The sequence below is a fragment of the Salinicola peritrichatus genome, from assembly GCF_003206715.1.
GTDB lineage: Bacteria > Pseudomonadota > Gammaproteobacteria > Pseudomonadales > Halomonadaceae > Salinicola > Salinicola peritrichatus.
In genome coordinates this window covers 106,358-133,122 of the sequence record NZ_PZJU01000049.1, presented here as the reverse complement: position 1 = coordinate 133,122, position 26,765 = coordinate 106,358, and the positions used below count along the sequence as shown (strand labels likewise).

Here is a 26,765-nt window from a genome sequence, read left to right as displayed (position 1 = left end):
TGTCATACAGCGATCACTGGTTCCAGACGACTTCGCCGTTCGGACCCTTGATTTCACCCCAGCTGTCGCGAACCATGTCGGCGACGTTTTCCGGCATCGGCACGTAGTCCAACTCCTGCGCCATGTCGTTGCCGTTGGTGTAAGCCCAGTCGAAGAACTCGAGTGCCTGACGGGCAGCGTCCACATCCTGCACTTGCTTGTGCATCAGGATGAAGGAAGCGCCGGTGATCGGCCAGCTTTCGTCACCCGGCTGGTTGGTCAGCACCAGGTACATGCCCGGAGCATTCTGCCAGTCGGCGTTGGCGGCTGCCGCCATGAAGGAATCCATGTTCGGCTCGACAACCTCGCCAGCCTTGTTCTTCAGGTGCACCAGGCTCAGATCGTTCTGAGCGGCGTAGGCGAACTCGACATAACCGATCGCACCGTTGGTGTTGGCGATCTGGCTGGCGACACCGGCGTTGGCCTTGGCGCCGACACCCGTCGGCCAGGCAACCGACTTGCCTTCCCCGACGTTATCGGCGAAGTCCTGGCTGACCTGAGACAGATAGTGCGTGAACAGGAAGTTGGTACCGGAACCTTCGGCCCGATAGACCGGCGTGATCTGCGTGTCCGGAAGATCGGCATCCGGGTTCAGCTCGGCGATGGCCGGATCGTTCCAGCTGGTGATCTTGCCCTGGTAGATGTCGGCCAGAGTCGGACCGTCGAGGTTCAGTGAGCCATCGATACCATCGACATGGAATGCCGCAACCACGCCACCCATGACCATCGGCCACTGCAGCAGGCCATTCTTGTCCAGCTCTTCCTTCTCCATCGGCGCATCGCTGGCACCGAAGGTCACGGTCTTGGCCGTGATCTGCTGGATGCCACCGCCGGAACCGATTGCCTGGTAGTTGAGGCCAATGCCGGACTCGTCCTGATAAGCGTCCGCCCACTGCGAATAGACCGGATACGGGAAGGTCGCGCCGGCACCGGTGATGGCTTCCTGAGCCTGGGCTGCGGCCCCCAGTACCAGAGAACCGGAAATGAGCGTTGCGAAGACATGTTTTAGCATAGCGATATCCTGTTTCCACCGTGAATGCGTGAGCGATAACGACGTTGCGAAGGTTGCCAACACTCTCAGGGCGAGACAGTACGTCAGCCTAATGACAGTTTCATGACACCCGCGTCATCGTTTTGAAAAGACATTCGTCGAATGTCCCGTGCCCCTTTGTGAAAAAACCATCGAACGACCGCCAATTCGGCAAAATCGTCGATGGTTTTTCGAGCCCAACCGTCGAGAATGGCTGTCACCTCCGCAGACACACGGTGACAAGCTTTCATGACAACAGGATGACAATCGTCAAAGCGCGTAACCGCTTGGCGGTTTTGGGTAAGTCCGCTCAGGCCTCGGATTCGCCCAGCGCGATCTCGCCACGCTTGAGCGCGCGTCCGGCCAGAACGCGAACGCCGATATTGCCCAGCAAGGTAGCTCCCAGCATCGTCAGCACCGTCGGCCATGCGCTGGCCAGCTCGAATGCGCCGACCAAGGCCCCGGAGACGGCCCCGCAGGTGAATTGCAGGCAACCTTGCAACGCGGTCGCCGTGGCACTCATGTGCGGAAAATGGTCGAGCATCGACGACATCGCATTAGGGCTGATCAGTCCCTGCATGCCGACGAAGACCACCATCAACGGCGCGACCGTATAGATCGAGTCGAGTCCCGTGGCAACCAGCGCGACCAGCAGTGAGCCGGCGGTCAGTTGCACGCCCAGCCCCAACAGCAGGTTCTGCTGGGGTGTACGGCGCTTGAGTAGCCGGATATTGAGCCGACTCGACGAGGCCATGATCAGGATGTTGGCGCCGAAGACGAACGGATAGAGCGTCGTGGAAAGCCCGTAGTGTTCCATGTAGAGGTAGGGTGAACCGGTAATGAAGGCGAACATGCCAGCAAACGACATCGACACCGCGCCGATATAACCCATTGCCTCGCGATGGCGCAGCACGCTGGCGTAGTTGGCCAGAATTCGACGTGCCGATGGCGCCTGTGGATCGCGACCGTGGGTCTCGGGCAGATGCCGCCCCAGCAGCCACAACACGAAGCCGGCATAGACGGCCAGAAACAGGAAGATCAGCCACCAGTCGGCCAGATGCAGCAAGGCGCTACCGATGGCCGGCGCCACCAGTGGTGCCATCATCAGGATCATCACCATGGTCGACATCACGCGTGCCGCTTCGCGACCGCTGAAGCGATCGCGCACGATGGCTGCGGAATTGACCACGCAGGCACCACCGCCAAGCGCCTGAACGAAGCGCCACCCCCATAGCGTTGCCAGCGAGCCGACCTGGGTGAGTGCCAGGCTGGCGATCATGAAGACCGCGAGCCCCGCCATCAGTACCGGTTTGCGTCCGAAGCGATCGGAGAGCGGGCCGCAGATCAACTGCCCCAGTGCAAACCCGAGCAGGAATACGCTCAACGACAGTTCCGTATGGTGGACGCTGGCGCCAATCGACGCCGCCAGCGACGGCATGGCTGGCAGATAGGCGTCGATCGCCAGTGGCGCCAACGCAGTATTGGCGGCAACCAACAGCGCGAGACGGCTTGCGGTCAAGGTAGTCACGTACGCTCCTTAGGGGGCGTCGACGTTCCAGCGTGGCTGCGCACGAAACGTCAACAACCCCTAGTGACTCGACAACTGCCGGCCGATGCCGGCGTAGAACGGCAACGCCCTGCCAGCATGAGCCGACAAGGCGTCAAGAAACGCCAGCACTGGGCTGGCGCAACGAACTTCAATGCATGACAGATGCGAAGCCGCGGGTTCGGGAGAACTTAATCGATCGGCCCGATTCGAATCGCGGCAGGCCGGCTGGCCGTCAATGCGACGACGAGGCTTTGACGTGCTGGGACTCCAACAGCTCCACCAGCGGCTGAAACTCGTGGCGATTATGGTCGCTCATGTGCATCAGGATCCGATGCGCCTCGAGAATACGCTCTTGAATGCCGCTTTCGTCGGTCTCGACGTGCGGAAGCTCGGCCAGTTCGGCCGGTTCCGTCAGTGGCGCCTCCAGCAACGTAAAATAGCGAGCGAAGCCCATGACGTCTAGCATCCGCCGCACATCGGGATGTTCGGCGACGATGGTCGGGGGATGCTCGAGCCGACCTTGCACCGCCAACGCAACCTTGGCCAGAAAACCCAGCGCCGTGGAATCGACGTTGGTCGCCTCGCGTAGATCGACCATCACCGCGCGCAGGCCGGGCAGCTCCGCCAGCCGCTGCGCTTCCGCGTCGAGCGTTGCGCATAGCGTCAGGCGCACGTCGCCACAAAGCTTGAGCACGAACACGCCCGACTCGAAGGCCGCCTTGATTCGCCCTTCAATCATGGTCGAAACCACTCAGTGTCATCATACTGAGATCATCCGGCAGTTGATCTCCCAGCGTCAGTCCATCCTTCAGGTCCTCGACGCGGGTGCAACGTGTCACGCGACGCTCGAGCTCCTTGAGTCGCGCATCCAGTGAAGCCTCCGGCAGGCACTCCAGAACGCCGTCGGAACAGAACCAGAGCCGAAAATGCTCCGGCAGTGGACAACCGTAGATGGGGTATTCGACATCCGGAAACAACCCCACCGGCGGTCCCTCTCCGCCCAGGTAGGTGCCGCGCTCCTCACTCTGGAGGATGGGCATGGGCAACTGAGCGCCGAGCGCATAGTGCAGAAAATGGCGCTCGTGGTCCAGTACTCCGGCAAAGATCGTGGCGTGCTTGCCGATGCCGGTCTCGATCAACTCGCGGTTGAGTTCGCCCAGCCAGCGCGAGGGAAAGGCCTCCGGCAACAACGTGCGCCACTGGGATATCCAACGGTTGCACAGATACTTGAGCAGTACGGTCACGAATGCCGACGACGCCCCGTGCCCGGCCACGTCGGCGAAATAGAAGAAGCTGTAACGGTCGTCGCAGCGCTGAAAATCGAGAAAATCGCCGGACAGGTAAAGCGAAGGCGCGAACCAATAGTCGCAGCGTACGCCGCGATATGTCTTGCCCTGAGGCGGCAACAGCTTGCGCTGCACATGGCCGCCGGCACGCTGATCCTCGCGCAATATTCCGAGATGCGTCTCGAGACGCTCATTGAGCGCCTCCAGCTCGGCTCGACTTGCTTCATGCGCCCTGGCCAGTCGATCGAGATCCAACCCCCGCACGATGAGACGTCGCAAGATATCGGCATGTTTGAGCGGCTCGACGAGATAATCGATCAACCCGGCATCCACGGCCTTGTGCAGATCGCCGTCACGGCGGCTTTCACTGACGATGATCGTCGGCCGTCCCGCGGTCAGTTTTTCCCAACCATCATGAGACACCGCGCGAACGTGCGCCACGATCAGGTCGCAATCCGGCGGCAGCGCCTCGAGCGACTCGGCGGTGTGCACCACCGCATCGAGGCGGGCGATTTCCCCCACCAGGGTTTCGCGATCCCGTCCCGGCAGGTCGATCACGCCGATCACGGGTACGTCCGGCTGCGTCTTGGACACGGTTTACTCGGCGAAGTCGTCTTCACTATATTCGAAATCATCACCGAAACCGCCACTGGCGAACGGATCCTCTCCGACAACGCCATTGGAGATTTCGAACTGTCGCCGCTGCAGATAGGCGTCGCGGATGAAACTATAGCGATCGCCCTGAATCAGCGACTCCTGATCCAGCAGGCCGGCACGCAGATCGACGTAACGCAGGAAGGTCAGTCCATAGCGCCACTTGTCCTCTTCGACGTAGGTCACCGGATAGGTGTAATGATCCACCGGCAGGCCGCTGGCATCGCGCACCGTGCTCGGACCGAAGATCGGCAACACCAGATAAGGGCCGGAATCGACGCCCCAGACCGCCAGAGTCTGGCCGAAATCCTCTTCGTTCTCGTTCAGTCCCATGCGAGTGGCCGGGTCGAGTATGCCGCCGACCCCCAGCACGGTATTGACCAGAAATCGGCCGGAAGCGACACCGGCATTGCCCCATTCCCACTGCAGCACGCTATTGAAGATGGTGCCGATCTCGCCCAGGTTGGAAAAGAAGTTACCGACACCATCCTGAACCGGGTCGGGGGTCACGGTGTCATAGCCCTGAGCGATGGGTTTGAGCGCGTAGCGATCGAGCGTGTCGTTGAATTGATAGACGCCCCGGTTGAAGCCCTCCCAGGGATCCTGTGGATTGGCATCCTGCGGATGGGTCGCCTCATTCGTCGAAGCGCATCCGCCGAGCGCCGCAGCGACGCAAACGCCGCCCAGCCAATGGATCGATTTCATCAACACGCATTCCCTTTACGCAGTATCACACTGCCCGCACTGTAGCCCGCGCCGAAGGAACACACCACCCCCACCTCGCCTTGCTGCAGGTCATCGCGATGCAGGTGCAGCGCTATGATCGATCCGGCAGAGCTGGTATTGGCGTAGCGATCGAGGATCACCGGCGCTTCCGCTGCGCTGGGTTCACGCCCCAGCACGCGCTTGGCGATCAGGTCGTTCATGTGGCGATTGGCCTGATGCAGCCACAGTCGCCTTACCGATTCTCCCGTCAGCGCCTGGCTTTCGAGATGATCGAGGATCAACTCGGCGACCAGCGGGCAGACCTCCTTGAAGACCTTGCGCCCTTCCTGCACGAACAACTTGTCGGCGGCACCCGCGCCGGTATCCGCCAGGCGGTTGAGAAAGCCGAAGTTGTTGCGGATCGCATTGGAGAACCGCGTCACCAGTCGCGTGCCTAGAACGGTGAAATGCTCACGCTCCCGGGCCAGATGATCGGCCTCGAGCAGGATCGCCGTGCAGGCGTCGCCGAAGATGAAATGACTGTCGCGGTCACGGAAATTGAGATGCGCCGAGCAGATCTCGGGATTGACCACCAGCACCCGCTCGAGGCTACCGGCGCGAATCGCATTGGTGGCCATGTCGATGGCGAAGGTCGCGCTGGAACAGGCCACGTTCATGTCGAAGGCGTAGCCACCGGCGCCCAGTGCGGCCTGCAACTCCACCGAGACCGCCGGATAGGGGCGTTGCAGATTGGAGCAGGCGACGATGATCAGATCGAGCTGATCGGCGCGCACGCCAGCCTTGTCGAGCGCCTGGTGCGCCGCCGCCAGTCCCATTTCGGCCTGCAGCGAGAGTTCGCCGTTGGCACGCTCGGGAATGCGCGGCCGCATGCGCTCGGGGTCGAGGATGCCGCTTGCCTCCATCACATAGCGACTCTCGATACCCGAAGCCTTGAGAATGAAGGCTTCACTGGAGTGGCCCAGCGGCTCACGCTCGCCGCTGGCGATCGCATCGGCATGACGTGCGTTCTCGGCATCGACCCAGGCGTTGAAGCTGGCCACCAGAGCGGCATTGTCGATCGACTCCGGCGGCGTGAACAGGCCCGTCGCGGTAATCACGGCTTGGGTCATGACTGTTTCTCCAGCGGCATCGGCCGCTTCTGATCGTTACGTGCGTTCACCACGAGTGGATGCGCTCCGGCGCGCCTTGCCGGTCACACGCTCTGCCCGGTGATCTCCTGCCAGCGCCGTGCCAGACGTTTCTCGGAAACGCTCTCCAGCGTGCCCAACTGCTGCGCGAACAGCGATACCCGCCACTCCTGCAACCACCAGCCGAACTCGACCAGCGCGGGATCGGCAACGCCCTCGCGCCGAGTCGATTCGAGACGCGAATCCAGCCGCGCCTCCCAAGCCTGGACCTGCTGCATCGCGAGCTGATCGCGGCGGCGATCCCGTGGTGCCTTCTCGAGCCGGATTTCGGCGGCCTGCATATAGCGGGGGTAATGCTTGAGCCAATCCCCGGCATCACGCACGAACCCAGGGTAGACGAGCCGCTGCATCTGCGCCTTGAGATCACTATAGGTCAGCGCCAGGGCCAGGCTGACATTGCCCTTGAGCCCCTTGGTCACCGCCAGATGTCCCTGCAGCGCCTGGTGTAGATCGCGCAGCAGGCTTTCGGCATGAGCGACGAGATCGCCGCGCAAGGTCTCGATTCGGGCATCGAATTCCGCGCGCGAGCGCGGCAGCGGATCTGCCGCCAGCGTCTGGGCGAAGCAGGCATCGATCACATCCTGAGCCAGTTGCTCCCGACTGCCGACCTTGGCGAACAGCAGCGCGCACTGTTTGAGCAGCGGAAGCTCGCGCTGAATGTAGCGCACCGTATCGGGCAAGCGCCGGCGCGCCAGTCGCACGATACCGTCGCGGTGCGCCGCCGCCGCCCGCTCGGCATGGTCGAACCAGGCAATACGCAGCTCGTCGCCTTCCGCCACCAATGCCGGATAGACCTCGACCTGAATCCCGGCCTGGCTGGTGGTACGCGAATCCGGCAACGCCGACTCGGGCAGGTCGTCGAGGGTTTCGGCGTCGTCGCGCTGTTCCCGCGCCATGGCGCGGGCGCCCTCCGCCGCCGCCGCGCTGAAGCGCTCGCGCAAGGCACGCAGGTCCCGTCCCTCGCCCAGGGTCTTGCCCTCGTGGTCGACCACGCGCAGGTTCATGATCAGGTGCGGTTCGAGCTGATCGATGCGCCAGGCGCTCGGATCGAGGCGGATGCCGGTCTTGACGCGCAGGAACTCGCCCAGCGCCTCCTCGACCGGGCGCTCGTCCGGGGTCAACGTCGCCAGCGCGGCGTCCACCCAGTCGGGAATCGGCACCACCTGGCGGCGCAGCGGCTTGGGCAGCGCCTTGAGCAGCGCGATGCACTTCTCGCGCAACAACCCCGGCACCAGCCACGACAGGCGCCCTTCCGGCAGTTGCGCCAGCATCACCGCCGGCACGGTCAGGGTCACGCCATCGTCGCTCGCCCCGGGGGCGAAATGGTAGCTCAAGGGATAGCGCACCCCGTTGTACACCAGCTCGTCCGGGTACTGCTCGACGCTGACCTCGTCGGCCTCCCGCGCCATCAGCGCCGCCTTGTCGAGCTTGAGGATATCCGGCGTCTCGCGCTCGGCCTGCTTGCGCCAGTTCTCGAAGCTGCGTCCGCCGGCGACGTCCGCGGGGATGCGCTCGTCGTAGAACGCGAACAGCGTCTCCTCGTCGACCAGGATGTCGCGCTTGCGCGCCCGGTCCTCCAGATCCTCGACCTCGGCCATCATCGCCCGGTTGTGCTCGAAGAACGGCGCCCGGGTCTGGTAATCGCCCTCCACCAGCGCACGCCGAATGAACAGCTCGCGCGCCTCCGTTGGCGCGACCTTGGCGTAATCGACCCGGCGCCCGCTGACGATCGGCAGCCCGAACAGCGTGACCTGCTCCAGCGCCACGACCTGGGCCCGCTTGCGCTCCCAATGCGGATCGCTGTAGGCACGTTTGATCAGGTGCGCCGCCTGCGGTTCGATCCACTCCGGCTTGATCCGTGCCACGTCGCGGGCATACAGCCGGCTGGTCTCCACCAGCTCGCCCGCCATCACCCACTTGGGCGGCTTGCGGGACAGCCCGGACGACGGATGGATGAGAAAACGGCGATTGCGCGCACCGAGGAACTCGCGGCTCTCCTGCAACTGGCCCAGGTTCGAAAGCAGCCCGGCCAGCAGCGCCTGGTGCAGGCGCTGCGCATCGACCCGCGGCGGCTCGTCCTCGCCCTCGGCCGGGCGCATGGCGCTGGAGAGTTCGAGCTTCATCTCGCGGGTCAGTTGGCGCAGCTGGCGATAGGTGTCGTGCCATTCGCGCAGGCGCAGATAGCTGAGATATTGGTCGCGGCACCAGCGCCGCAACTGGTTGCCGGAGAGCTCTTCGCGAGCGGCCTCGAAGCCCTGCCACAGGTTGAGCCAGGCGACGAAGTCGGAATTCGGGTCGTCCCACTGCTTGTGGCGCTGGTCGGCGGCCTGGCGCTTCTCCGCCGGACGCTCGCGAGGGTCCTGGATCGCCAGCGCGCTGACCACGATCAGCGTCTCGCGCAGGCAGCCGAACTGCTCCCCCGCCAGCACCATGCGCGCCAGGCGCGGATCGATCGGCAGCCGCGCCAGCCGGCGGCCCAGTTGGGTCAAATGTTCGCCGGCGTCGACCGCGCCGAGTTCGAACAACAGCCGGTAGCCATCCCTGACGAAGCGCGCATCCGGCGTATCGACGAAGGGAAATTCCAGCACATCGCCGAGTTTCAGCGACAGCATCGACAAAATCACCGAGGCCAGATTGGTGCGCTGGATCTCCGGTTCGGTGAATTCGGGTCGGGAAAGGAAGTCCTCCTCGCTGTAGAGGCGGATGCAGACACCCTCGGCGACACGCCCGCAGCGTCCCTTACGCTGGTCGGCGCTGGCCTGGCTGACCGGCTCGATCGGCAGCCGCTGCACCTTGGCGCGAAAGCTGTAGCGGCTCATGCGCACCAGTCCGGGGTCGATCACGTAGCGAATGCCCGGCACCGTCAGCGAAGTCTCGGCGACGTTGGTCGCCAGCACGATGCGGCGCCCGGCGTGGGACTGGAATACCCGGTTCTGCTCGGCATTGGAGAGCCGCGCGTAAAGCGGCAGAATCTCGGTGCTCTTGAGCTCGGCCCGGCGCAGGGTATCGGCGGTCTCGCGGATTTCACGCTCGCCGGGCAGAAAGATCAGGATGTCGCGCGGCCCGCTGTACCAGCGCTTCTCGCGCTCGATTCGCTCGATCTCGTCGACGGCGGCCAGAATGCCTTCCTGTAGCGTCAGATCGTCCTCTTCCCGCGTCTCACGCACCAGCGGCCGATAGTGCACCTCCACCGGGTAGGCGCGCCCGGAAACCTCGACCACCGGTGCCGGCCATGTCTCGCCAGCCCGTTCGATGGAAAAGTGTCGCGAGAGGCGCTCGACGTCGATGGTCGCCGAGGTGATGATCACCTTGAGGTCGGGGCGCCGCGCCGTCAGCCGCTTGAGATAGCCGAGCAGGAAGTCGATGTTAAGGCTGCGCTCATGCGCCTCGTCGATGATGATCGCCTCGTAGCGCAGCAGATCGGGATCGTGCTGGGTCTCCGCCAGCAGAATGCCGTCGGTTATCAGCTTGACCAGGGTATCGTCGCTGCTCTGGTCGGTGAAGCGCACCTGATAGCCGACCTGCTCGCCGAGCGGCACCCGCAGCTCTTCCGCCACACGCGACGCCACCGAACGCGCCGCCAGCCGCCGCGGTTGGGTATGGCCGATCATGCCACGGCGACCCAGGCCCAGCTCCAGGCAGAGCTTGGGCAGTTGTGTGGTCTTGCCCGAGCCGGTCTCGCCGGCGACGATGACCACCGGATGTTCGCGCAGCGCTTCGAGAATGCTCTCGCGCTTGGCGGCCACCGGCAGCGATTCGGGATACTCCAGCGTCACCGGCTGGCGTCGCCGGCGCTCGACGATCTCGCTCGAGGCCGCAAGACGCGCCTCGATCTCGCGCAGCGAGCGATCGATCGGCTTGCCCTCCTGTGCCCGCCTGGCCAGACGCGCCAGGCGCTTGCGCTGCTCGAAGGCATCGCGCAGCAGGCAGGCATCGAGACGGCGCTGCAGATCGTTCAGGGCTTGCAGGGATTGAGAAGCAGTGGCGCTCAAGAGATCCTCGATATCGGCAGGATAACGGACGCCACCGAACGGCGGTGGCGAACCCGTCATTGTAACGCCGTCGGCGCCTCAACTCACGCCTGGGGCTTGGAGGCCTTGCTCTCGTCGCGCAACTCCCGCCGCAACACCTTGCCCACGTTGCTCTTCGGCAATTCGTCGCGGAATTCGACGAACTTGGGCACCTTGTAGCCGGTGAGTTCCTTCTTGCACCACTGGCGCAGCGCCTGGGCATCGAGCCCATCGCGGTGTGCGACCACGAACAGCTTGATCGCCTCGCCGGCCTCTTCGTCCGGCACGCCCACGGCGGCGGCCTCGACCACATCGGGGTGGCCGGCGACCACCTCCTCGATTTCGTTGGGATAGACGTTGAAACCGGAGACCAGAATCATGTCCTTCTTGCGATCGACGATCCTCACATAACCATCGTCCTGCACGACGGCCATGTCGCCGGTACGCAGCCAACCGTCGTCGTCCAGCGTATTGGAGGTGTCCTCGGGACGATTCCAGTACCCTTTCATCACCTGCGGTCCCTTGATGCAAAGTTCACCACTCTGGCCACGGGGCAGCGGGCGTCCCTCGTCATCGATCACCCGAACCGAGGTGCCGGGCACCGGCTGGCCAATGGTGCCGATTCTCGGCGCGTCGGGCGGATTGACCAGTGCGATGGGCGAGGTCTCGGTCAACCCGTAGCCCTCGACGATGCCGCAACCGGTCGTCTCCCGCCAGCGTGTGGCCACGACCTGGGTCAATGCCATGCCGCCGGATATCGTCAGCTTGAGTCGGGAAAAATCGAGCGCCTTGAAGTCATCGCGCTGACACAGGGCGTTGAATAACGTATTGAGCCCCACGAAGACGCTAAAGGGCGTCTTGGCCAGCACCTTGACGAAACCGGCGAGGTCCCGTGGGTTGGGAATCAGCACGTTGTGCTGGCCGGTGATCATCGCGAACAGGCAATTCACGGTGAAGGTGTAGATGTGATAGCACGGCAACGGCGCAATGATCGTCTCGGCGCCTTCATCGAGGGTAGTGCCGAGCAGTTGCCGGGTCTGCAGCATGTTGGCGATCAGATTGCGGTGGGTCAGCATCGCCCCCTTGGCCACGCCGGTGGTGCCACCCGTGTACTGCAGCACCGCGGTCTCGTCGCCCCGCCCCGCGGCCACCTCGCTCCGATGCCGGCTGCCGGCCGACAGGGTATGCCGAAAGCCGATCGCCCCGGGCAGCGAGTAGGCCGGCACCATTTTCTTGACGTGGCGTACCGCAAGGTTGATCAGCGGCCGCTTCGGCCAGCCGTGCAGATCGCCCATCTCGGTGACGTAGACGTGGCGAATCTCGGTCTGGTCGAGGATCTTCTCCAGCTTGTAGGCCATGTTGGCCAATATCACGATTGCCTTGGCCCCCGAGTCATGAAACTGGTGGCTCATCTCGCGCTCGGTATAGAGCGGGTTGGTGTTGACTACGACCAGGCCCGCGCGCAGCGCCCCGAAAACCGCGACGGGAAACTGCAGTACATTGGGTAACTGAACGGCGATCCGGTCGCCGGGCTCGAGATCCGTCTCGTGCTGCAGCCAGGCCGCGAAGCGATCGGATAGCCGGTCGATCTCGCGGTAGCTCAAGCTCTGTCCCATGCAGCTGAAGGCCGGCTTGTCGGCGAACCGGCGGCACGCTTCGGTGATGATGTCGTCGACCGACTCGAACGCATCCATCCCCTCCAGCGGCGGCCCCGATTCGACGCCTGCGGTGGCGCTATCGCTCATGGGAACTCCTTGATTCGGCTTGGGTTGTGTTCCCTTATAGCAGGATCGTCCGGCGTCGGCGCTGCCACCAAGGTTGTAGGGCCAGGCGCCGCCCGCACACCGGCTGCGTCCGCCGACTTCTCCGACGGAGCCTATCGAGGGTTCTGTTACAGCGACGGCTCCGAGCGCCGCGCCAGTCGACGCCGCCTGGCCGCGCGCCGCCAGCGCAGCAGCAACCAGAGCAGCAGGATCGCCGCGATCACCAGCCAGGTCACCGGGCGCTGCGCGTAGGACTCGACGTAAGGACGCGCGAATTGCCAACCCTGGTGCGCCTTGTCGACCGCAACATCGGCCATCTGCGAGGGAGTAAGGCCGTCGCTGAAGGCTTCGCTGTCGTCGTTGCTGGCGCTGTCGTCCCGTTCTCGGGACTGGCTGGCGACGCCACGTTCGAGATCCGCTCCACTCAGGTCGACGGCAGCGTCGGGATTGAGCCGCACAATGGGCAGGTCGAAATGCAGCGTGCGGCCGTCGATCTGCGCCTCGGCGGTGATCTCGACCGGCAGGGATTCGTTGGGATCGGTCTGCGGTACTTCGATCGTCCACTCACGTTCGCCGCTCTGGCGCACATCGAGCGGATTGCCGGTCAGGCTCGCGCTAAGCCGAGTGTTGTCGGCGTTGAGGTCGGGATGATTGGCGCGGACCACGATCCGGGTACCGTCCTGGCTGAGCTCGGCGCTCATCGCCGCCACCACGTTGACGGTCTGGACCTGCTGGCGAATCAAACGGTCGCTGCGAGCAATGATCGCCAGGCGCGCGTTACCGAGTTGGTCGGCGCCCGGCAACTCGCCGCGAAAATGTGCTTGCTTCGGCGCCAGCGTCGTCTGCGCCAGGATGCCACCGTCCATATCGCGCAATTCGGCGCGCACGCTCAAACCCGCCGGCAGTTCGTCGGCGGCCAGCGTCTGTCCATCCTCCTCCAGCCAGACGTCCAGCGGCGTGCTGAAGCCCCGGTAGAGCGTGGCCGGCAACGATTGACTGCGTAGCACGATATCGGCATGAATCCCGATCCGGCTGTCGCTGCCGACCTCCCCCTCGATACGCCACTCGCCGGGCATTGGGTTGGGCACGGTGATCAAGTCGTAACGATCGTTGCCCAGCCACTCCACCGAACCGGGATGATCGTCGTGCGAATAGCGTTGACCCTGCGGGCCGACCAGGACGGGAGAGTCGCTACCGGAGGCATGGAACAGCAGCGCATTGAATTCGTCGATATCGTCATCGATGGTGAAGCGCTGCTGGTCGTCGATGGGAATCTGGTCGCCGGGAAGAATGCGGTCGAGCACATCGAGAAAGGCGCGCAACAACTCTTCCGGCGTATTGGCAATGGCCGCCAGCCCGCCGGTCGTCTGTGCCACCTGCTCGAGCAGCGGCAGATCGACGTTGTCGGAGAGCGCGATGGGATGCACGACCACGTTGCGCGATGCCAGGTCCGGTGCCAGTTCCTCGATGATGCGCTGGCGCGACGCCGTGTCGAGACGGGATTTCTCCGCCCCCGACGCCGGCAGGTCGACCATGCCGTCGGTCAGCAGGATAAGATGGCGATCGGGGCTGTCCGGCCCCGCACCGGCCGCCTGACGCAGCGCGCGTTCGATATCGGTGAACTGCTGGTAGTCGGTAAGCTGGGAGGCCAGTCCGCCGGCACGTTCGCGCCATTGGTCATCGACCCCGCCGCTCGGCAGCGGGTTGGCCACCGTCGTGCCGAAAGTCCAGATCGAACTCCGGGCGCTCGGCGGCAGCAGCGTGGCGGCGAAACCCAGGGCACTGGCACGCAGGTTCTGGGGATCGTTCTGTTTCATACTGCCGGACACATCGACCACGATACGTACGTCCGGTGCCGACTGGGCCAATGCCAGGGGCGGGATCAGACAGCCAACCAAGACCAGCAATAACCTCAACGCACGCATTTCTCGCTTCCTTGTCGAAACACATACCACCTTTCAACGCCGCGTCCACCTTTCAACGCCGCGTGGCCGACACGCGGCAGATCGTAAACCGGCTCCAGGGAAACACCGCGTAAGCATTCATACAGTGTCTTTTAACCGACCACCGGCTCACGACGCCCGCCCGGCTTGCGGCGTGAATCACCGCGCTTGGCGGGCGCGGACGACCGCCGCGGTGGTGCCGATCGACCAGGCGGGGTACTGGCACGCTTACCCGCACCACGATCGTCATCGCCGTCATCCCGACGGCGACGCAGCAATCGCCACGCCAGCACGCCCAGGGCCGCCCCAACGGCCGCGCCGACCAGCAGCAGCGGAAATGCACCCGCCACCTGTCCGCCATCTCGCTGCAGCACGCCGACCGCCATCACCACGATGGCCGGGGCCAGCCCCGAGTAGGTCTCCCCGGGCTGCAGCAACGGCAGCGAAAACGGCGCCACCATCCATAGCCCGCCGGCCACGACACCGACCAGGACCAGGCGCGGCAACAGCGGCAGCAAACGCACGCCGAGATAACCGGTCACCAGGACCACCAATGACAACACACCATAACTCAGCCAAAGTTGCGGCAAGGAATCGGAAAACAGCATGGTAAAGGCTCTCGATTCATACGATTTGGGACATGGTACACTCCACACCCCGAAAGCACAGCCGCCCGGCCGAGAGAGGCGCGAAAACGGCGACGTTTCCGCCATGCACGATCGATTCCGGCCCGCCTTCTTCCGTTCGTCTCGACACGCTCCGATTATGCCCTCGACTCAGACCACCGAAGTCTCCCCCGTCACCCATTTCCGTCGTCGTGACGACCCTGAATGGCATTGGCTGGAATCCCGCGACGATCCGCAAGTCAAAGCGTTCCTGCGCGCGGCCAATCGCGAGAGCGACCGCTTCTTCGTGCCGCTTGCGCCGCTCGAAACGGCGCTCTACGAGGGACACCTGGCGCGCCGGGAGCTGGCGGTCACAGGGCTGCCGACGGCACTGGAACGCTTCCGCTACTGGAGCGAGACCGCCGCCGACGCCGATTACCCGCTGTGGTGGCGCCAGGCACTGGAGGGTAGCGAGGCGCCGCAACTGTTGCTGGACCTCGGGGCGCGTTCACGGTCGCACGACTATCTGGAACTCGGCGACCTGGCGATCTCGCCTGACGAACGGTGGCTGGCGTGGACCGAGGATGTCAGCGGCAACGAATACTTCGACCTCTATCTCAAGCGCCTGCCGGATGGCGAGCCGAGGCGTCTGCGCCGACGCCTCGGCCCCGAGCTGGTCTGGGCGGAAGACAACCGCACGCTGTTGTTCACCCGCTACGACGCCACCCAAAGGCCCGCCAGCGTGTGGCGCCTGCGACCCGAAGACGACCGCTGCGGCGAAGTTCTCGAGGAGAACAAAGTCTTCGAGGAGACCGATGCCGAGTTCTGGATCGGCCTGGGCAAGACCCGATCCCGCCAATGGATCGTGCTGGAGACGGCCTCCAAGGATACCGCCGAGTGTCATCTGATCCCGGCCGCCAGCCCCGAGACACCGCCGCGCTGCGTGCGCCCTCGCGAACCCGGTGTCGAATACGCGCTCGAACATCGCAGCAACACCTTTTACGTGTTGCACAATCGCGAAGCGCCGCATTTCCGCCTGGACAGCGCCCCCGTCGAACGGCCCGACGAATGGACGCCGCTGATCGCCCACCGCGACGACGTCACGCTGGAGGGAGTCGATGCCTTCGCCTGGGGGCTGGTCATCAGCGAACGCGATCACAACGAGGCGCAGGTTCATCTGCGCATCCTCGAGTTGGACCAGCAAGTCGGCCCGACCGGAACGCCGGCGGGACGCCGCCTGCCGCTGCCGGAGACGCCGTGCAGCGTGGCGCTCGGCGATACGCCGGATTTCGCCACGCGCAAACTGCGTTTGCGGGAGGAATCCTTCACGCTGCCGGTACGTTGGGTCGAGCACGATCTGGACAGCGGCGAGCAGCGGCTGCTCAAGGCGCAGCCGCTGCATGGCGACTTGCAACCCGAGGACCTGACCTGCCGGCGCCTGTGGGCCCAAGGACACGACGGCGAGCGCATTCCGGTCTCGGTCGTCGCCCGCGCCGATCGTCTCGGCCAGGCGCCGATGCCGACGCTGCTCTACGGCTACGGCGCCTACGGTGAAGTGCTCGATCCGTGGTTTTCGATTGCCCGCCTGGAGCTGCTTTCCCGCGGCATCGCCTTCGCCGTGGCCCACGTTCGCGGCGGCGGCGACCGCGGTGAACCGTGGTATCTGGCCGGCAAGCTCGAACACAAGCAGAACAGCTTCCGCGACTTCCTCGCCGCGCGCCATGCGCTGGTCGAGGAAGGCCTGTCGGATCCGGCGCGTATCGCCGCCTATGGCGCCAGCGCCGGCGGCCTGTTGGTCGGCGCAAGTCTCAATCTCGAACCGCAAGCGTTCTGCGCGGCGGTACTCGACGTCCCCTTCGTCGATGTCCTGCGCACGATGGAAAACCCGGACCTGCCGCTCACCACGGCGGAATATGGCGAGTGGGGCAACCCGAACGAACCGGCGGCGCGGCGGCGCATCCGCGACTACTCGCCGCTCGACAATCTCACCAATCAGCCCTATCCCAGCGTCCTGCTCCAGGGCAGCTGGCACGATTCCCGCGTGCCCTACTGGGAACCGGCCAAGCTCTATGCGCGAATGACCGAGCTGGGCAGCGCTCGCGGGCCGGTGCTGCTGCGCACCGACATGGCCGCCGGGCATGGCGGTGCGTCGGGGAGATTCAAGGCGTGGCGGGATGGCGCCCGGCAGGACGCCTTTATCCTGTGGGCTTTAGAGAGCGGCGGGTTCTAAGCATCTGCTTTACGATCTCGCGAGCTAGAGCCAAACAAGGCGAAAACGCTTGAGGAAGCGGAGTTTACATGGGGTTAAATGAGCATTCCGAAAGTGTTTTCAACGATGTTTGGCCGACGCGCAGCAGATCGTCAATGAGTTCTAGCGGCGATCGTCCAGCGGAATGACCTCGATAATGTGCTCTTCGTAATCGGCGGCGTCGACCTCGGTTTCGCTGACCGCGAAGTGACGCACGCTCATCCGGCGCTCGTGCATGCGCCGGTCGCTGCCGCTACGCAGCGGATGCCAGCTGGCCAGCTTGCGTCCTTCGGCGAGGCGGCGATAGGCGCAACTATGCGGTAGCCAGTGGAAGTCGTGCAGGTTGTCCAGACCGAGTTGGGTGCATTCCGGTACCCGCTGAAAGCGATTGTCGTAGTCGCTGCAGCGGCAACTGCCGATATCGAGCAGGCGGCAGGCCACGTTCAGCGTGGCCACGTCGCCGCTGTCGGGGTCCTCCATCTTCACCAGGCAGCACTTGCCGCAACCGTCGCACAGCGCCTCCCACTCTTCCTGGGTCAGCTCCTCGAGGGCGAAACGTTCCCAGAATCGCTCGCGCATGGCTCAAGCCTCGTCACGGGGAGTGAACAGGTCGAGCAGATAAGCGTCCTTGGCCGGCGGCATCTGCAGATAGAATCCTTGCTCGCGGATCGATGCCATGACCCTGGTCACGTCGACCCGCGCCAGCGGCCGTTCCGGTCGCAGCAGCAGGGTCATCACCGGAATCGGCGTGCCGAAGCGCTGCTTGAGCGCCTCCGGCACCGGCGCCATGCCCTGCCCCTTGTCGAGATAGAGATACATCTCGTCGTGCCGAGGACTCTTGACCACCTGGTACAATACCCTCTCGCACAACAGTCGCGACGTTTCCATCAGGCGAGCGCCTCCTGCTCCGCCAGCGCCCGACGCCAATCTTCGGCCAGGCAGCGCCCGCGCCATCCGCTCGGCAGCGGCAATGTCGTCTGCTTGAGGTGGGCGCAGACCACCGCTTCCATTTCGGCGCGGTTGGCCAGACGCTCCGGCGCGATGCCAAGCGCCTCGGCGTGCGCCTGCACGACTCGCTTCAGGGCTTTCATGCGGCGCTTGAACGGTGGCGCAGTCGGCATCGGCAGTGCCTCCGGCAGTGCCGCCTCATCCCGTTGACGCGCCTCTCGTACCAGCGCCAGCAGGCTGTCGCCTTCGCGCTTGACCAGCGACGGCGTGACGCCATCCACCGCCGCCAGTTCGAAGCGGTTCTTCGGCATGGCCTCGGCGATGGCATACAACAGATTGTCTTTCGCCAGCCAGCCCCGCGGCATGTCGCGCCGGCGCACTTCCTCTTCACGCCACGTGGTCAGCAACCGGTAGGCCTCGATCTGGCGCGGCTTCAAACGCCACAGCTGACGATTGCGCGCATACCAGCGATCGCTGGAGACGGCATTCCGGGCAGCGCCCAGCGCCTGGCACTCCTCCATCAGCCAGGCCTGACGCCCCAGCCGTTCGAGCACTTCGTGCTGCTGTCGCCAGATGATCGGCAGGAACACGACGTCGAGCGCGGCGTAGTCGAGCTGCGTCTGACTCAGCGGGCGTTCGAGCCAGTTCGAACGCGTCTCGTCCTTGGGCAGGTCGACCCCGCAGCGCTCCTGTACCAAGCGGCGATAGCCGATCGCGGGATCGTTACCGAGCAGCGATTCGGCGATCTGGGTATCGACGATCGGCGCGACTTCCACACCGGCCCACATCGACAGCACCTCGAGGTCCTCGCTGCAGGCATGGAGGAGCTTTGTCGGCCCCGCGGCCAGCAAGCGTCGGAAATCGTCGCTGACGTCGACCGCCTGCGGATCGATCAGATGGACGGTGGTTCCGGCGGTGAGCTGGATCAGCGCCGGGATGGGGAAAAAGCTCGATTCACGGAAGAATTCCGTATCCAGCGCCAGCACCTCGGCTGATGACAGCGCGGCACAGGCCGCGGCCAGGCTATCGGGCGTATCGACCCAGTTCAGGCTGTATTCGACTGGGCTATCTTTGACAGGCATGCGGAAAATCCTTCCGGCCACCGGACGTGGCCATCGATATCGGGTACGGGGGAACAGCAAGGGCGACGGATGTCGATCCGGCGTCACTCGCGAGAGAATGGCTGACGCCCCTGAAAGGCGCGGCTGAGCGTACCGCCATCGACATACTCCAACTCGCCTCCCATGGGAACACCATAGGCCAGTCGAGAGACCTTGACCTCCTGCCCGACCAGATGCTCGGCAATATAGTGTGCGGTCGCCTCGCCCTCGATGGTGGGGTTGGTGGCGAGGATGATCTCGCCAACGCCCTGGTTGGCCAGCCGCGCTTCGAGCTGGTCCAGCCCGATATCGTCGGGGCCGATACCATCGAGTGGCGAAAGATGGCCATGGAGCACGAAATAGTGACCGCGATAGCCCCCCGCCTGTTCGATCGCCAGCATGTCCGCCGGCGATTCGACCACACACAGCAGGCTCGAATCGCGGCGTGCGTCCTGGCACACGCCACACAGCGTCTCCTCCGTCAGCGTGCGACAACGTTCACAGTAGCCGACCTCGTCGATCGCGCGGAGCAGCGCCTCGGACAGACGTCGCCCGCCTTCGCGATCCCGTTCGAGCAAGTGCAACGCCATGCGCTGCGCGGTCTTGGGGCCAACCCCGGGCAATACCCGCAGGCTATCCAGTAGCTGTTCTACCAGCGGCGAAAAACTCATCAGAAAGGAAGCTTCATTCCTGGTGGCAGGTTGAGTCCGGAGGAGACCTCTTCCATACGCGCCTTGGACTGGCTTTCGACCTTGCGTGCGGCGTCATTGACGGCAGCCGCCAGCAGATCCTCGAGCAGCTCCTTGTCCTCCTCCATCACCGATGGATCGATCTCGACACGGCTGACGTCGTGGCGGCCGTTCATGGTCACCTTGATCATGCCGGCGCCGGCCTCGCCGGTGACTTCCATCTGCGCGATCTCTTCCTGGACCTTCTGCATCTTTTCCTGCATTTCCTGGGCCTGCTTCATCAGGTTGCCCATGCCACCTTTGAACATGACGTGCTCCTTAGAATGGATGTTCGTTCGAATGGGGTGTCGCTTCCGAATGAGGCTGACGACACTCGACGGTCTCAAGCCCGGCTGGCAGTGACGCTCTCTTCCAACAAGCGGGCGCCGAAACGCGCCTCCAGTTCCTGGACATGCGGGTCACCGCGCAGTGCTTCAACGGCGCGGGCATGGCGTTCGCGCGCCTCACGGTCGCGCTTGGCCTTGGCGGTTTCGAGCCGGCCGTCGAGCGCCGCCACCTCGATATCGACGCGGCGCGCATAGCCAAGCGCTTCCAGCGCCTTGGCGATACGCTCCACGTGCAGCTCCGACAGCATCGCCGACTGGCCGGGATCGAGGGTCAATCGCAGCACTCGGCCATCGTCGCCGGCCACCACGCAGTGGGCGGCCAGGTTGCGTGTCAGACCACCGATGTCGAGGCTATCGAAATGCTCGAGCCACAGCGCATGCGATAGAGAACCTTCGGCGCTGCCAGGGAGTCGATCGGGGCTTTCGCTTTCCGGACTCGGCGCAACCGGCATGGATGCTTGTGGCGTCTCGGGCGAATCGACCGCTTCCTCGGCGGCGCCGGCATCCGGGGAGGCGGCGGACACCGGGGCGTCCGACTCCCACGCCTCTGCGTCGGTAGCGTTGTCGGCCGCTTCCCATCCCTGCGACTGCGAACTCCAGGACTCGGCGGTCCAAGCCGACGCGTCGTCGCCGCCGGACACGGCGGGCGATGCCGGTGCTGCATCGGACTCGAACCCGCGCGCCGGCGTCGCCTGGATGGTTTCGAAGTCCGGCGGCGGCGGCACGGGTTCGACCGTCGAGGGCTGCCGTTCGGGTGCCGGGGGCTTTTCCTGCCCGATCGCTTGCTCCGGCGCAGCCGCCGCCGGCTCGGGCGCCGTCGACCAGGGCGGGCCGTCGTCGGCCGCTGGGTCGCCCGCCTGCGTGACCGGCTCATTTTCAGGTATCGCCGATGGCACGAATCCCCCGCCAGCCGGCGCCTGTCCCGCATCGCCCGCGGAGCCAGACCTAGCGACGCTATCGGCGGCGGTATCCGGCGCGGCGGCAGCGTTGGCCTCGGCCGGCGTCGTCGCAGGCGGTGAACTTTCCTGGCTGCCACGCAACGGCAGCTCGGTCTGCGGCGGCGTGGGCACGCCCTGCGGCCGGAATGCCAGCATGCGCAGCAGCGTCATTTCCAGCGCGGTGCGCGTATCCGGCGCGCTGTCGATATCGCCACGCCCCTGCAGCGCGATCTGATAGTAGAGCTGCACGTCCTCGGCGGTGAAGCGCCCCGCCAGCGCCAGCAGCTGCTCGCGGTCGCCGTGGCCGTTGTCCAGCGCATTGGGCACCATCTGCGCGATCGCCAGCCGGTGCATCAAGCCGGCAAGCTCGTCGAGCACGCCGGCGAAATCGGGGCCCTGCTCGGCCAGCGCCGCGACCTCGGCTAACAGCCGCTCGGCATCCACCTCGGCCAGTGCCTCGGCCAACGCGATCAGGTGGGCATGGTCCAGCGTCCCCAGCATCGCGGCGACATCGTCACGCCGGATCTCGCCCTGGCCGAAAGCGATCGCCTGGTCGGTCAGACTCATGGCGTCGCGCATCGAACCGTCCGCCGCCTTGCCCAGCAGCCACAGCGCCTGGGGTTCGAAGGCGACATTCTCGGCTTCGAGCACACGGGTCAGATGCTCGACCACCCGCTCCGGCGGCATGTTCTTGAGCGTGAACTGCAGGCAGCGCGACAGCACCGTCACCGGCAGTTTCTGCGGATCGGTGGTGGCAAGCAGGAACTTGACGTGGGGCGGCGGCTCTTCCAGCGTCTTCAGCAGCGCGTTGAAGCTGTGAGTCGAGAGCATGTGTACCTCATCGATGAGATACACCTTGAAACGCCCCTGGGTCGGCGCGTATTGCACGTTGTCGAGTAGCTCGCGGGTGTCCTCGACCTTGGTGCGCGAGGCGGCGTCGACCTCGATCAGATCGACGAAGCGGCCGCTGTCGATAGCGCGGCAGGTCTGGCATTCACCGCACGGCTTGGAAGTCACGCCCTGTTCGCAATTCAGGCACTTGGCCAGGATCCGCGCCAGCGTGGTCTTGCCAACGCCACGGGTACCGGTGAACAGATAGGCGTGATGCAGCCGCCCTTGATCGAGCGCATTGACCAGTGCACGGCTGACATGTTCCTGACCGACCAATTCATGGAAGGTACGCGGGCGCCATTTACGGGCCAGAACCTGATAACTCATGCGGCGCGGCACTCCTCGCAAATAGGCTCGCGGCTGAACTTGATCGATGGCTCCCGGCACGCGCTTGGACGAGACGACCGGAGCGGCAAGACCATAATGATCGGACCATTCTAGCAGGGTCGGGAGAAAGGTGACGAGGCAGAAAGCGGCGATCTCGGCCACCCGACGCTGGAATGTAGAGGGGAAAGGCCAAGAAGGTCAGAGATCAGTCTACAATCTCGCGAGCTAGAGCCAAACGAGGCGAAAACACTTGAGAAAGCGGAGTTTACATGGAGTTAAATGAGCATTCCGAAAATGTTTTCAACAAAGTTTTGCCGACGCGCAGCAGATCGTAGACGGGTTCTGAAATGGAGGCGGCCCTCACCAGCCACATCCCGGCACACGCGGCCACCACTACCGTTGCTCCCTTCCGGGCCTGGCGGGGTTTGCGGTTTAGCGTTGCGGGAGGACCGGCAAGGGCCACCATAAACGCGACATGTCATCGTCAGGCGACATATCGGCTTGCCGACAAAGTCCGTGCCATCAAGGCGTTGTCGAGCGAGGCGGCACTATACCAATGTCACCGAAGCCGGGCAACCGGCGTATCGGCAGAAAGACACAAAACGAGAGGTGCGGCGGCAAACGGCCCTGCCGACGTCCAGGCCCCTCACGATGTGCTCGGGAATCCGTCAAATCGGAGGCGAAACCTGCCGGCTCGGCATCAGCAAGACAGGCAGTCGTGCCGAGAAGAGAGTCCCCAAGCAGCACACACCACGCACCATTTTCCGGGAACTAGCTCTTGTCCTTGGTGCCGAAGAACTGCGCGCTGACCTTTTCCGGATCGGGGCCGCCGCGCTCGCCCGTGTCCAGGGCAGAGATGGCCGCCACCTCGTCGGCGGAGAGGCTGAAGTCGAAGATGTCGACGTTCTCGGCGATGCGCGCCGGCTTGACCGACTTGGGAATGGCGGAAACGCCGAGTTCGATGTGCCAGCGCAGCACGATCTGCGCCGGGGTCTTGGCGTACTTCTGCGCCAGCGCGGTGATCACCGGATGGCTCAGCGGCTCCTGCCGCACTTGCTCGCCCTTCCAGTAGCGGCGAATGCTACCGATGGGCGACCAGGCCTGGGTCACGATGCCGCGTTCCGCATCGACCTGGCGCAGTTGCGGCTGCGCGAAGAACGGGTGCAGCTCGATCTGGTTCACCGCTGGCACCACCGTCGCCCGCGCGGCAAGTCGCTCCAGATGGCTCGGACTGAAGTTGCTGACGCCGATGGCGTGCGCACGCCCTTCAGACAGCAGTTTCTCCAGCGCCCGCCAGGCCGCGACGGTGTCGTCGAAGGCGCTGGGAACCGGCCAATGCAGCAGGTACAGGTCCAGGTATTCCAGGCCGAGCAGCGTCAGGCTCTGCTCGAAGGCACGCAGCGCCGCGTCGTAGCCGTAGTCGGTGAACCACAACTTGGTGGTGACGAAGACCTGGCTGCGATCGATGCCACTGCGGCGGATGCCCTCGCCCACTTCGCGCTCGTTGGCATATCTGGCTGCGGTGTCGATCAGGCGATAACCGTCGGCAATGGCCGTAGAGACCGCGCCAGTGGTTTCCTCGGGAGAACTCTGGAAAACGCCGAGCCCCAGAGCTGGCATCTGCACGCCGTTATTCAGGGTATAGGACGGACTTTGACTCATATCTATCGCTCCGAATGTTTGTCTGTGGATCGACAGCCGTTGCATCGATCCCCTCGGGGAGTTCATTTTATTGACGAATCGAGATGCGATATATGCGGAAAAAATCGCAACAGAGTTGACTCCAATTCGTCAGTAGGTGCCCATGAATACGACAGATCCTTTCCGCGGCATCGCCATCTTCCTGCAGGTCGTCCAGGCCGGCAGCTTCACGCACGCGGCCGAACGGCTGGACATGAGCAAATCGGGCGTCGCCAAGAGCATTAGCTGCCTGGAAGACAGACTGGGGATTCAACTGTTCCAACGTACCACACGCCGGCTGAGCCTGACCGACGAAGGCCACCGATTCAGCGATGGTTGCCTGCGGGCCTTGGCGGAGCTGGAAGGCGCGCAGGCACAGATGACGACTCAGCGGCATGAGTTGGCCGGGCGTCTGCGCATCGCTCTGCCGATGGTCTTCGGCCGACGCTGGGTACTGCCAGCGTTGCTGGACATTGCCTCGATGCATCCCAGGCTCGAGCTGGACGTCAACCTGACCGACCGCCATAGCGATCTCGTCGAGGATGGTATCGATCTGGTGATCCGTATCGGACCGCTACAAGACAGCGCCACCCTGGTCGCCAAACCCTTGGGCGTGCAGCAGACGGTACTGGTCGCCCATCCGGACTACTTGACCCGGCACGGCGCGCCACACACCCAGGACGACCTGCAACGGCACGCTTGCATCACCCTCGGCAGCGGCGGACAGGCTCGCCCCTGGTACTTCCGCGATCGCCACGGCCGCAGTCAGCCGCTGGCGGTACGTGGGCGCCTGGGCCTGAATCACAGCGAGGCCATCCTGGACGCGGCGCTGGCCGGGCACGGGATCGCGCTACTACCGGACTGGCTGGTCGCCAAACATTTGAGTTCAGGGCATCTGAAACGTGTGCTGCCCAGGATCAGAACACAGGGATTTCCCATCTATGCGGTGTGGCAGAAGAACCAACACCTGTCGGCCAAGATCCGGCATGTCGTCGACCTGCTCACCGAGCGGTTCGTGCCGAAAGCTCCGTGGGATCAGTAAAGCGTGGTAGATGATCGGAATGCCCGGACACCATACGTTAGGCAGACACCATCTTCTGGTTCCAACTGACGCGTTGGGTTGCCAGGCCGGGGGCCGTGGCCAACTCGTGGAAGAGTACGAAGGTCAAGCCGCCAAAGGGAGGCAAGACAAACCAAGCGCCCGGCCCAATGATCGTCGAAGCGGGAACGGGAATATCGTTGTAGTTGATCGGATCGTAGAACAGGCTCTGCAGGCGATCCCTTTCCTCGGCCTTCCAGTTCACAAAATCACCGTCGTCCCAATTTGCTGAGCAGCTAAGGCAAGCCAGAACACCGCGTAGAGCCCCAGAACAGCGAGCTTAATCTCACCCCGGTCCGCTGCTGCACTGTGCAGCGGTTCCAGTGTTGCTTCAGTTGCTCGGGTAGATAGGCCCAATGTTTCAATCTATTGGCCGTTCGAGAAAATCGGCAGGTCTGAGTATCTCGATCCCATGGAAGGGATGCAGTTCCAGCAGATCCTGATCTCCCGCCAGGAGAAGTTGTGCTTCGCCGTTCAGAGCGACATCGAGGAATTTGTCGTCCTTCGGGTCCCGACACGCGGAGATTCGCTGCGTGATCGGGATGAGTCTGACGATGCCTCCTAGCAATCGCAGGAAGTTTTGCCTGTCGTCGCGGGAAACATAGCGGTCGAACTTGGGCCGGGACAGCACGTCGCTCAATTCTGTCAGCGTCTCCTCGGACAACAGCGCAATACCCCACGTCAAGCCATGATCCACAGCCCTGGCCGCTGGCCCATACGGCACCAACAGACGGCTGATCCAGAGGTTGGTGTCGATCACCAGCTTGCGATCAGTCCTCACTGGAGAGCAATCCTTCCAGCACCTCTTCAGTCATGCCTGTTTCTTGCGCCTTGGCTCCGACGCGGTTGCAGAAGCGCTGGAACTCCGCCACATTCAGATTGACCAGGCGCTCGTATTCATCCATCGACATGACAACCGCCACGTCTCGCCGTTGCCGCTGGATGACGACGGGTTCGTGCCGAGCTGCCTCCAGCACTTCTGCCCAGCCTTGCCGTGCCTCGCTTGCTGACACAGTACGCATACGCGCCTCAATGTACGTTTTGTACGAATTGTACTCATAAACCTGTGACAGCCCTATCCCCTCGAATAGACAGTCTAGAAGCGGTTCCTCCGCGCAGGTCAGGCATGCCCACGCCTTGCGCGGATGAGTATCCGAATGGCCGATATCCCACCTTGATGAGATCCGTGCCCCGATAGCCGCGTGGGCACCAGCTCCGTGCCCGACCTATGCGATCAGCAGCCCGATGGATATCGCATAGACCAGCGCGCCACCAACTTCGGCGCAACCTGCTCTGGCTGCTGTTCACCGACCCGGCGCTGCACGCCCGCATGGATGCCTGGGAAGAACAAGCCCCACTGATGCTGTCGAGTTTCCGCCGCGACTTCGCCCGCGCCACGCAGGAAGCCGACATTCACACACTGGTGGACGAGCTGGAACGGGTGTCGCCGGAGTTCAAGGCATGATGTCGACGGCACGACGTGCATGCGCCCTGCAACGGCGTGCGCAAGCTGGTCATCGACGGCCAGGCCGAGCCGTTCGAACACACCTCGTTGACCCTCGACGGCGACCGCCACCTGCGGCTGGAGGTGTATGCGCGGTGGCAGAATAGCGCCAACCTGGAGCGGTAATCGGAACGGTCGTGGCCCGTGAATATGAAACGTCATG

Annotated in this window: 24 protein-coding genes and 1 other RNA gene; 4 read left to right on the top strand and 21 right to left on the bottom strand. The window is 64.0% G+C overall.

All coding sequences use genetic code 11. The features are described from left to right. Positions 1-13 precede the first annotated feature (13 nt). The 10 genes from pstS to DOM57_RS17030 all read right to left on the bottom strand — a co-directional run bounded on the left by pstS (position 14) and on the right by DOM57_RS17030 (position 14,795). Positions 14-1,051, bottom strand: coding sequence for a phosphate ABC transporter substrate-binding protein PstS (gene pstS / locus DOM57_RS17075; protein ID WP_110650389.1), 1,038 nt, complete (start codon positions 1,049-1,051; stop codon positions 14-16). Between the two features lie 328 nt (positions 1,052-1,379). Next, positions 1,380-2,597 carry a Bcr/CflA family multidrug efflux MFS transporter gene (locus DOM57_RS17070; protein ID WP_110650388.1) on the bottom strand — a complete coding sequence of 406 codons (1,218 nt, stop codon included), beginning with the start codon at positions 2,595-2,597 and terminating at the stop codon, positions 1,380-1,382. Between the two features lie 253 nt (positions 2,598-2,850). Continuing rightward, entirely contained in the window at positions 2,851-3,357 is a 507-nt protein-coding gene (locus DOM57_RS17065) for an STAS domain-containing protein (protein ID WP_110650387.1), read from the bottom strand. Next, on the bottom strand, positions 3,350-4,498 hold the full coding sequence (locus tag DOM57_RS17060) for a PP2C family protein-serine/threonine phosphatase (protein ID WP_239496293.1): 1,149 nt from the start codon (positions 4,496-4,498) through the stop codon (positions 3,350-3,352). Before DOM57_RS17060 ends, DOM57_RS17065 begins: the two co-directional genes overlap by 8 nt. Before the next feature lie 3 nt (positions 4,499-4,501). Next, positions 4,502-5,263 carry an MlaA family lipoprotein gene (locus DOM57_RS17055; protein WP_110650386.1) on the bottom strand — a complete coding sequence of 254 codons (762 nt, stop codon included), beginning with the start codon at positions 5,261-5,263 and terminating at the stop codon, positions 4,502-4,504. After that, positions 5,263-6,393 carry a beta-ketoacyl-ACP synthase III gene (locus tag DOM57_RS17050; protein ID WP_110650385.1) on the bottom strand — a complete coding sequence of 377 codons (1,131 nt, stop codon included), beginning with the start codon at positions 6,391-6,393 and terminating at the stop codon, positions 5,263-5,265. Before DOM57_RS17050 ends, DOM57_RS17055 begins: the two co-directional genes overlap by 1 nt. A gap of 83 nt (positions 6,394-6,476) precedes the next feature. Then, complete coding sequence (hrpA, locus tag DOM57_RS17045) at positions 6,477-10,523, bottom strand: ATP-dependent RNA helicase HrpA (RefSeq protein ID WP_110650384.1); 4,047 nt, start codon at positions 10,521-10,523, stop codon at positions 6,477-6,479. A gap of 23 nt (positions 10,524-10,546) precedes the next feature. Next, positions 10,547-12,226, bottom strand: coding sequence for an AMP-binding protein (locus DOM57_RS17040; protein ID WP_110650383.1), 1,680 nt, complete (start codon positions 12,224-12,226; stop codon positions 10,547-10,549). Positions 12,227-12,372: 146 nt separating this feature from the next. Continuing rightward, the gene (locus DOM57_RS17035; protein WP_110650382.1) at positions 12,373-14,169 is read right to left on the bottom strand and encodes a vWA domain-containing protein; all 1,797 of its coding nucleotides are present in this window, start codon (positions 14,167-14,169) and stop codon (positions 12,373-12,375) included. A gap of 131 nt (positions 14,170-14,300) precedes the next feature. Then, the gene (locus tag DOM57_RS17030; protein ID WP_204353012.1) at positions 14,301-14,795 is read right to left on the bottom strand and encodes a hypothetical protein; all 495 of its coding nucleotides are present in this window, start codon (positions 14,793-14,795) and stop codon (positions 14,301-14,303) included. Between the two features lie 157 nt (positions 14,796-14,952). Here DOM57_RS17030 and DOM57_RS17025 point away from each other — a divergent pair, with 157 nt between their 5' ends. Next, positions 14,953-17,022, top strand: a complete 2,070-nt coding sequence (locus tag DOM57_RS17025; RefSeq protein ID WP_110650381.1) for a S9 family peptidase — start codon at positions 14,953-14,955, stop codon at positions 17,020-17,022. A 141-nt stretch (positions 17,023-17,163) separates the two neighbouring features. On the opposite strand, the gene DOM57_RS17020 is transcribed toward DOM57_RS17025, so the two are convergent. The 8 genes from DOM57_RS17020 to DOM57_RS16985 form a co-directional block, all read right to left on the bottom strand. Further along, a complete protein-coding gene (locus DOM57_RS17020) occupies positions 17,164-17,619 on the bottom strand; it encodes a YcgN family cysteine cluster protein (protein WP_110650380.1) in 456 nt (151 codons plus the stop codon). Positions 17,620-17,622: 3 nt separating this feature from the next. Beyond that, positions 17,623-17,928 carry a YcgL domain-containing protein gene (locus DOM57_RS17015; RefSeq protein WP_110650379.1) on the bottom strand — a complete coding sequence of 102 codons (306 nt, stop codon included), beginning with the start codon at positions 17,926-17,928 and terminating at the stop codon, positions 17,623-17,625. Continuing rightward, positions 17,928-19,070: a ribonuclease D gene (locus tag DOM57_RS17010; RefSeq protein ID WP_110650378.1), complete on the bottom strand. Its 1,143-nt coding sequence runs from the start codon at positions 19,068-19,070 to the stop codon at positions 17,928-17,930. Before DOM57_RS17010 ends, DOM57_RS17015 begins: the two co-directional genes overlap by 1 nt. Before the next feature lie 83 nt (positions 19,071-19,153). Next, entirely contained in the window at positions 19,154-19,759 is a 606-nt protein-coding gene (recR, locus tag DOM57_RS17005) for a recombination mediator RecR (RefSeq protein ID WP_110650377.1), read from the bottom strand. After that, on the bottom strand, positions 19,759-20,085 hold the full coding sequence (locus DOM57_RS17000) for a YbaB/EbfC family nucleoid-associated protein (RefSeq protein WP_110650376.1): 327 nt from the start codon (positions 20,083-20,085) through the stop codon (positions 19,759-19,761). Before DOM57_RS17000 ends, recR begins: the two co-directional genes overlap by 1 nt. Positions 20,086-20,159: 74 nt before the next feature. Further along, on the bottom strand, positions 20,160-22,319 hold the full coding sequence (gene dnaX, locus DOM57_RS16995; protein ID WP_110650375.1) for a DNA polymerase III subunit gamma/tau: 2,160 nt from the start codon (positions 22,317-22,319) through the stop codon (positions 20,160-20,162). A gap of 358 nt (positions 22,320-22,677) precedes the next feature. Next, an RNA gene (gene ffs / locus DOM57_RS16990) (signal recognition particle sRNA small type) lies at positions 22,678-22,774 on the bottom strand. Positions 22,775-23,090: 316 nt separating this feature from the next. After that, on the bottom strand, positions 23,091-23,981 hold the full coding sequence (locus DOM57_RS16985) for an aldo/keto reductase (RefSeq protein WP_110650374.1): 891 nt from the start codon (positions 23,979-23,981) through the stop codon (positions 23,091-23,093). Positions 23,982-24,123: 142 nt separating this feature from the next. On the opposite strand from DOM57_RS16985, the gene DOM57_RS16980 reads away from it, so the two are divergent. Next, positions 24,124-25,041: a LysR family transcriptional regulator gene (locus tag DOM57_RS16980; RefSeq protein WP_110650373.1), complete on the top strand. Its 918-nt coding sequence runs from the start codon at positions 24,124-24,126 to the stop codon at positions 25,039-25,041. Between the two features lie 37 nt (positions 25,042-25,078). On the opposite strand, the gene DOM57_RS16975 is transcribed toward DOM57_RS16980, so the two are convergent. The 3 genes from DOM57_RS16975 to DOM57_RS16965 all read right to left on the bottom strand — a co-directional run bounded on the left by DOM57_RS16975 (position 25,079) and on the right by DOM57_RS16965 (position 26,120). Next, positions 25,079-25,303, bottom strand: a complete 225-nt coding sequence (locus DOM57_RS16975) for a hypothetical protein (protein WP_110650372.1) — start codon at positions 25,301-25,303, stop codon at positions 25,079-25,081. A gap of 156 nt (positions 25,304-25,459) precedes the next feature. Next, a complete protein-coding gene (locus DOM57_RS16970) occupies positions 25,460-25,858 on the bottom strand; it encodes a putative toxin-antitoxin system toxin component, PIN family (RefSeq protein WP_204353011.1) in 399 nt (132 codons plus the stop codon). 10 nt (positions 25,859-25,868) lie between these two features. Beyond that, entirely contained in the window at positions 25,869-26,120 is a 252-nt protein-coding gene (locus tag DOM57_RS16965; protein WP_110650370.1) for a type II toxin-antitoxin system Phd/YefM family antitoxin, read from the bottom strand. 206 nt (positions 26,121-26,326) lie between these two features. Between DOM57_RS16965 and DOM57_RS22430 the strand changes: the two genes are divergently transcribed. Both DOM57_RS22430 and DOM57_RS22425 read left to right on the top strand, forming a co-directional pair. After that, positions 26,327-26,563 carry an MmyB family transcriptional regulator gene (locus DOM57_RS22430; protein WP_239496292.1) on the top strand — a complete coding sequence of 79 codons (237 nt, stop codon included), beginning with the start codon at positions 26,327-26,329 and terminating at the stop codon, positions 26,561-26,563. 15 nt (positions 26,564-26,578) lie between these two features. After that, positions 26,579-26,728: a hypothetical protein gene (locus DOM57_RS22425; protein WP_239496291.1), complete on the top strand. Its 150-nt coding sequence runs from the start codon at positions 26,579-26,581 to the stop codon at positions 26,726-26,728. Positions 26,729-26,765 lie beyond the last annotated feature (37 nt).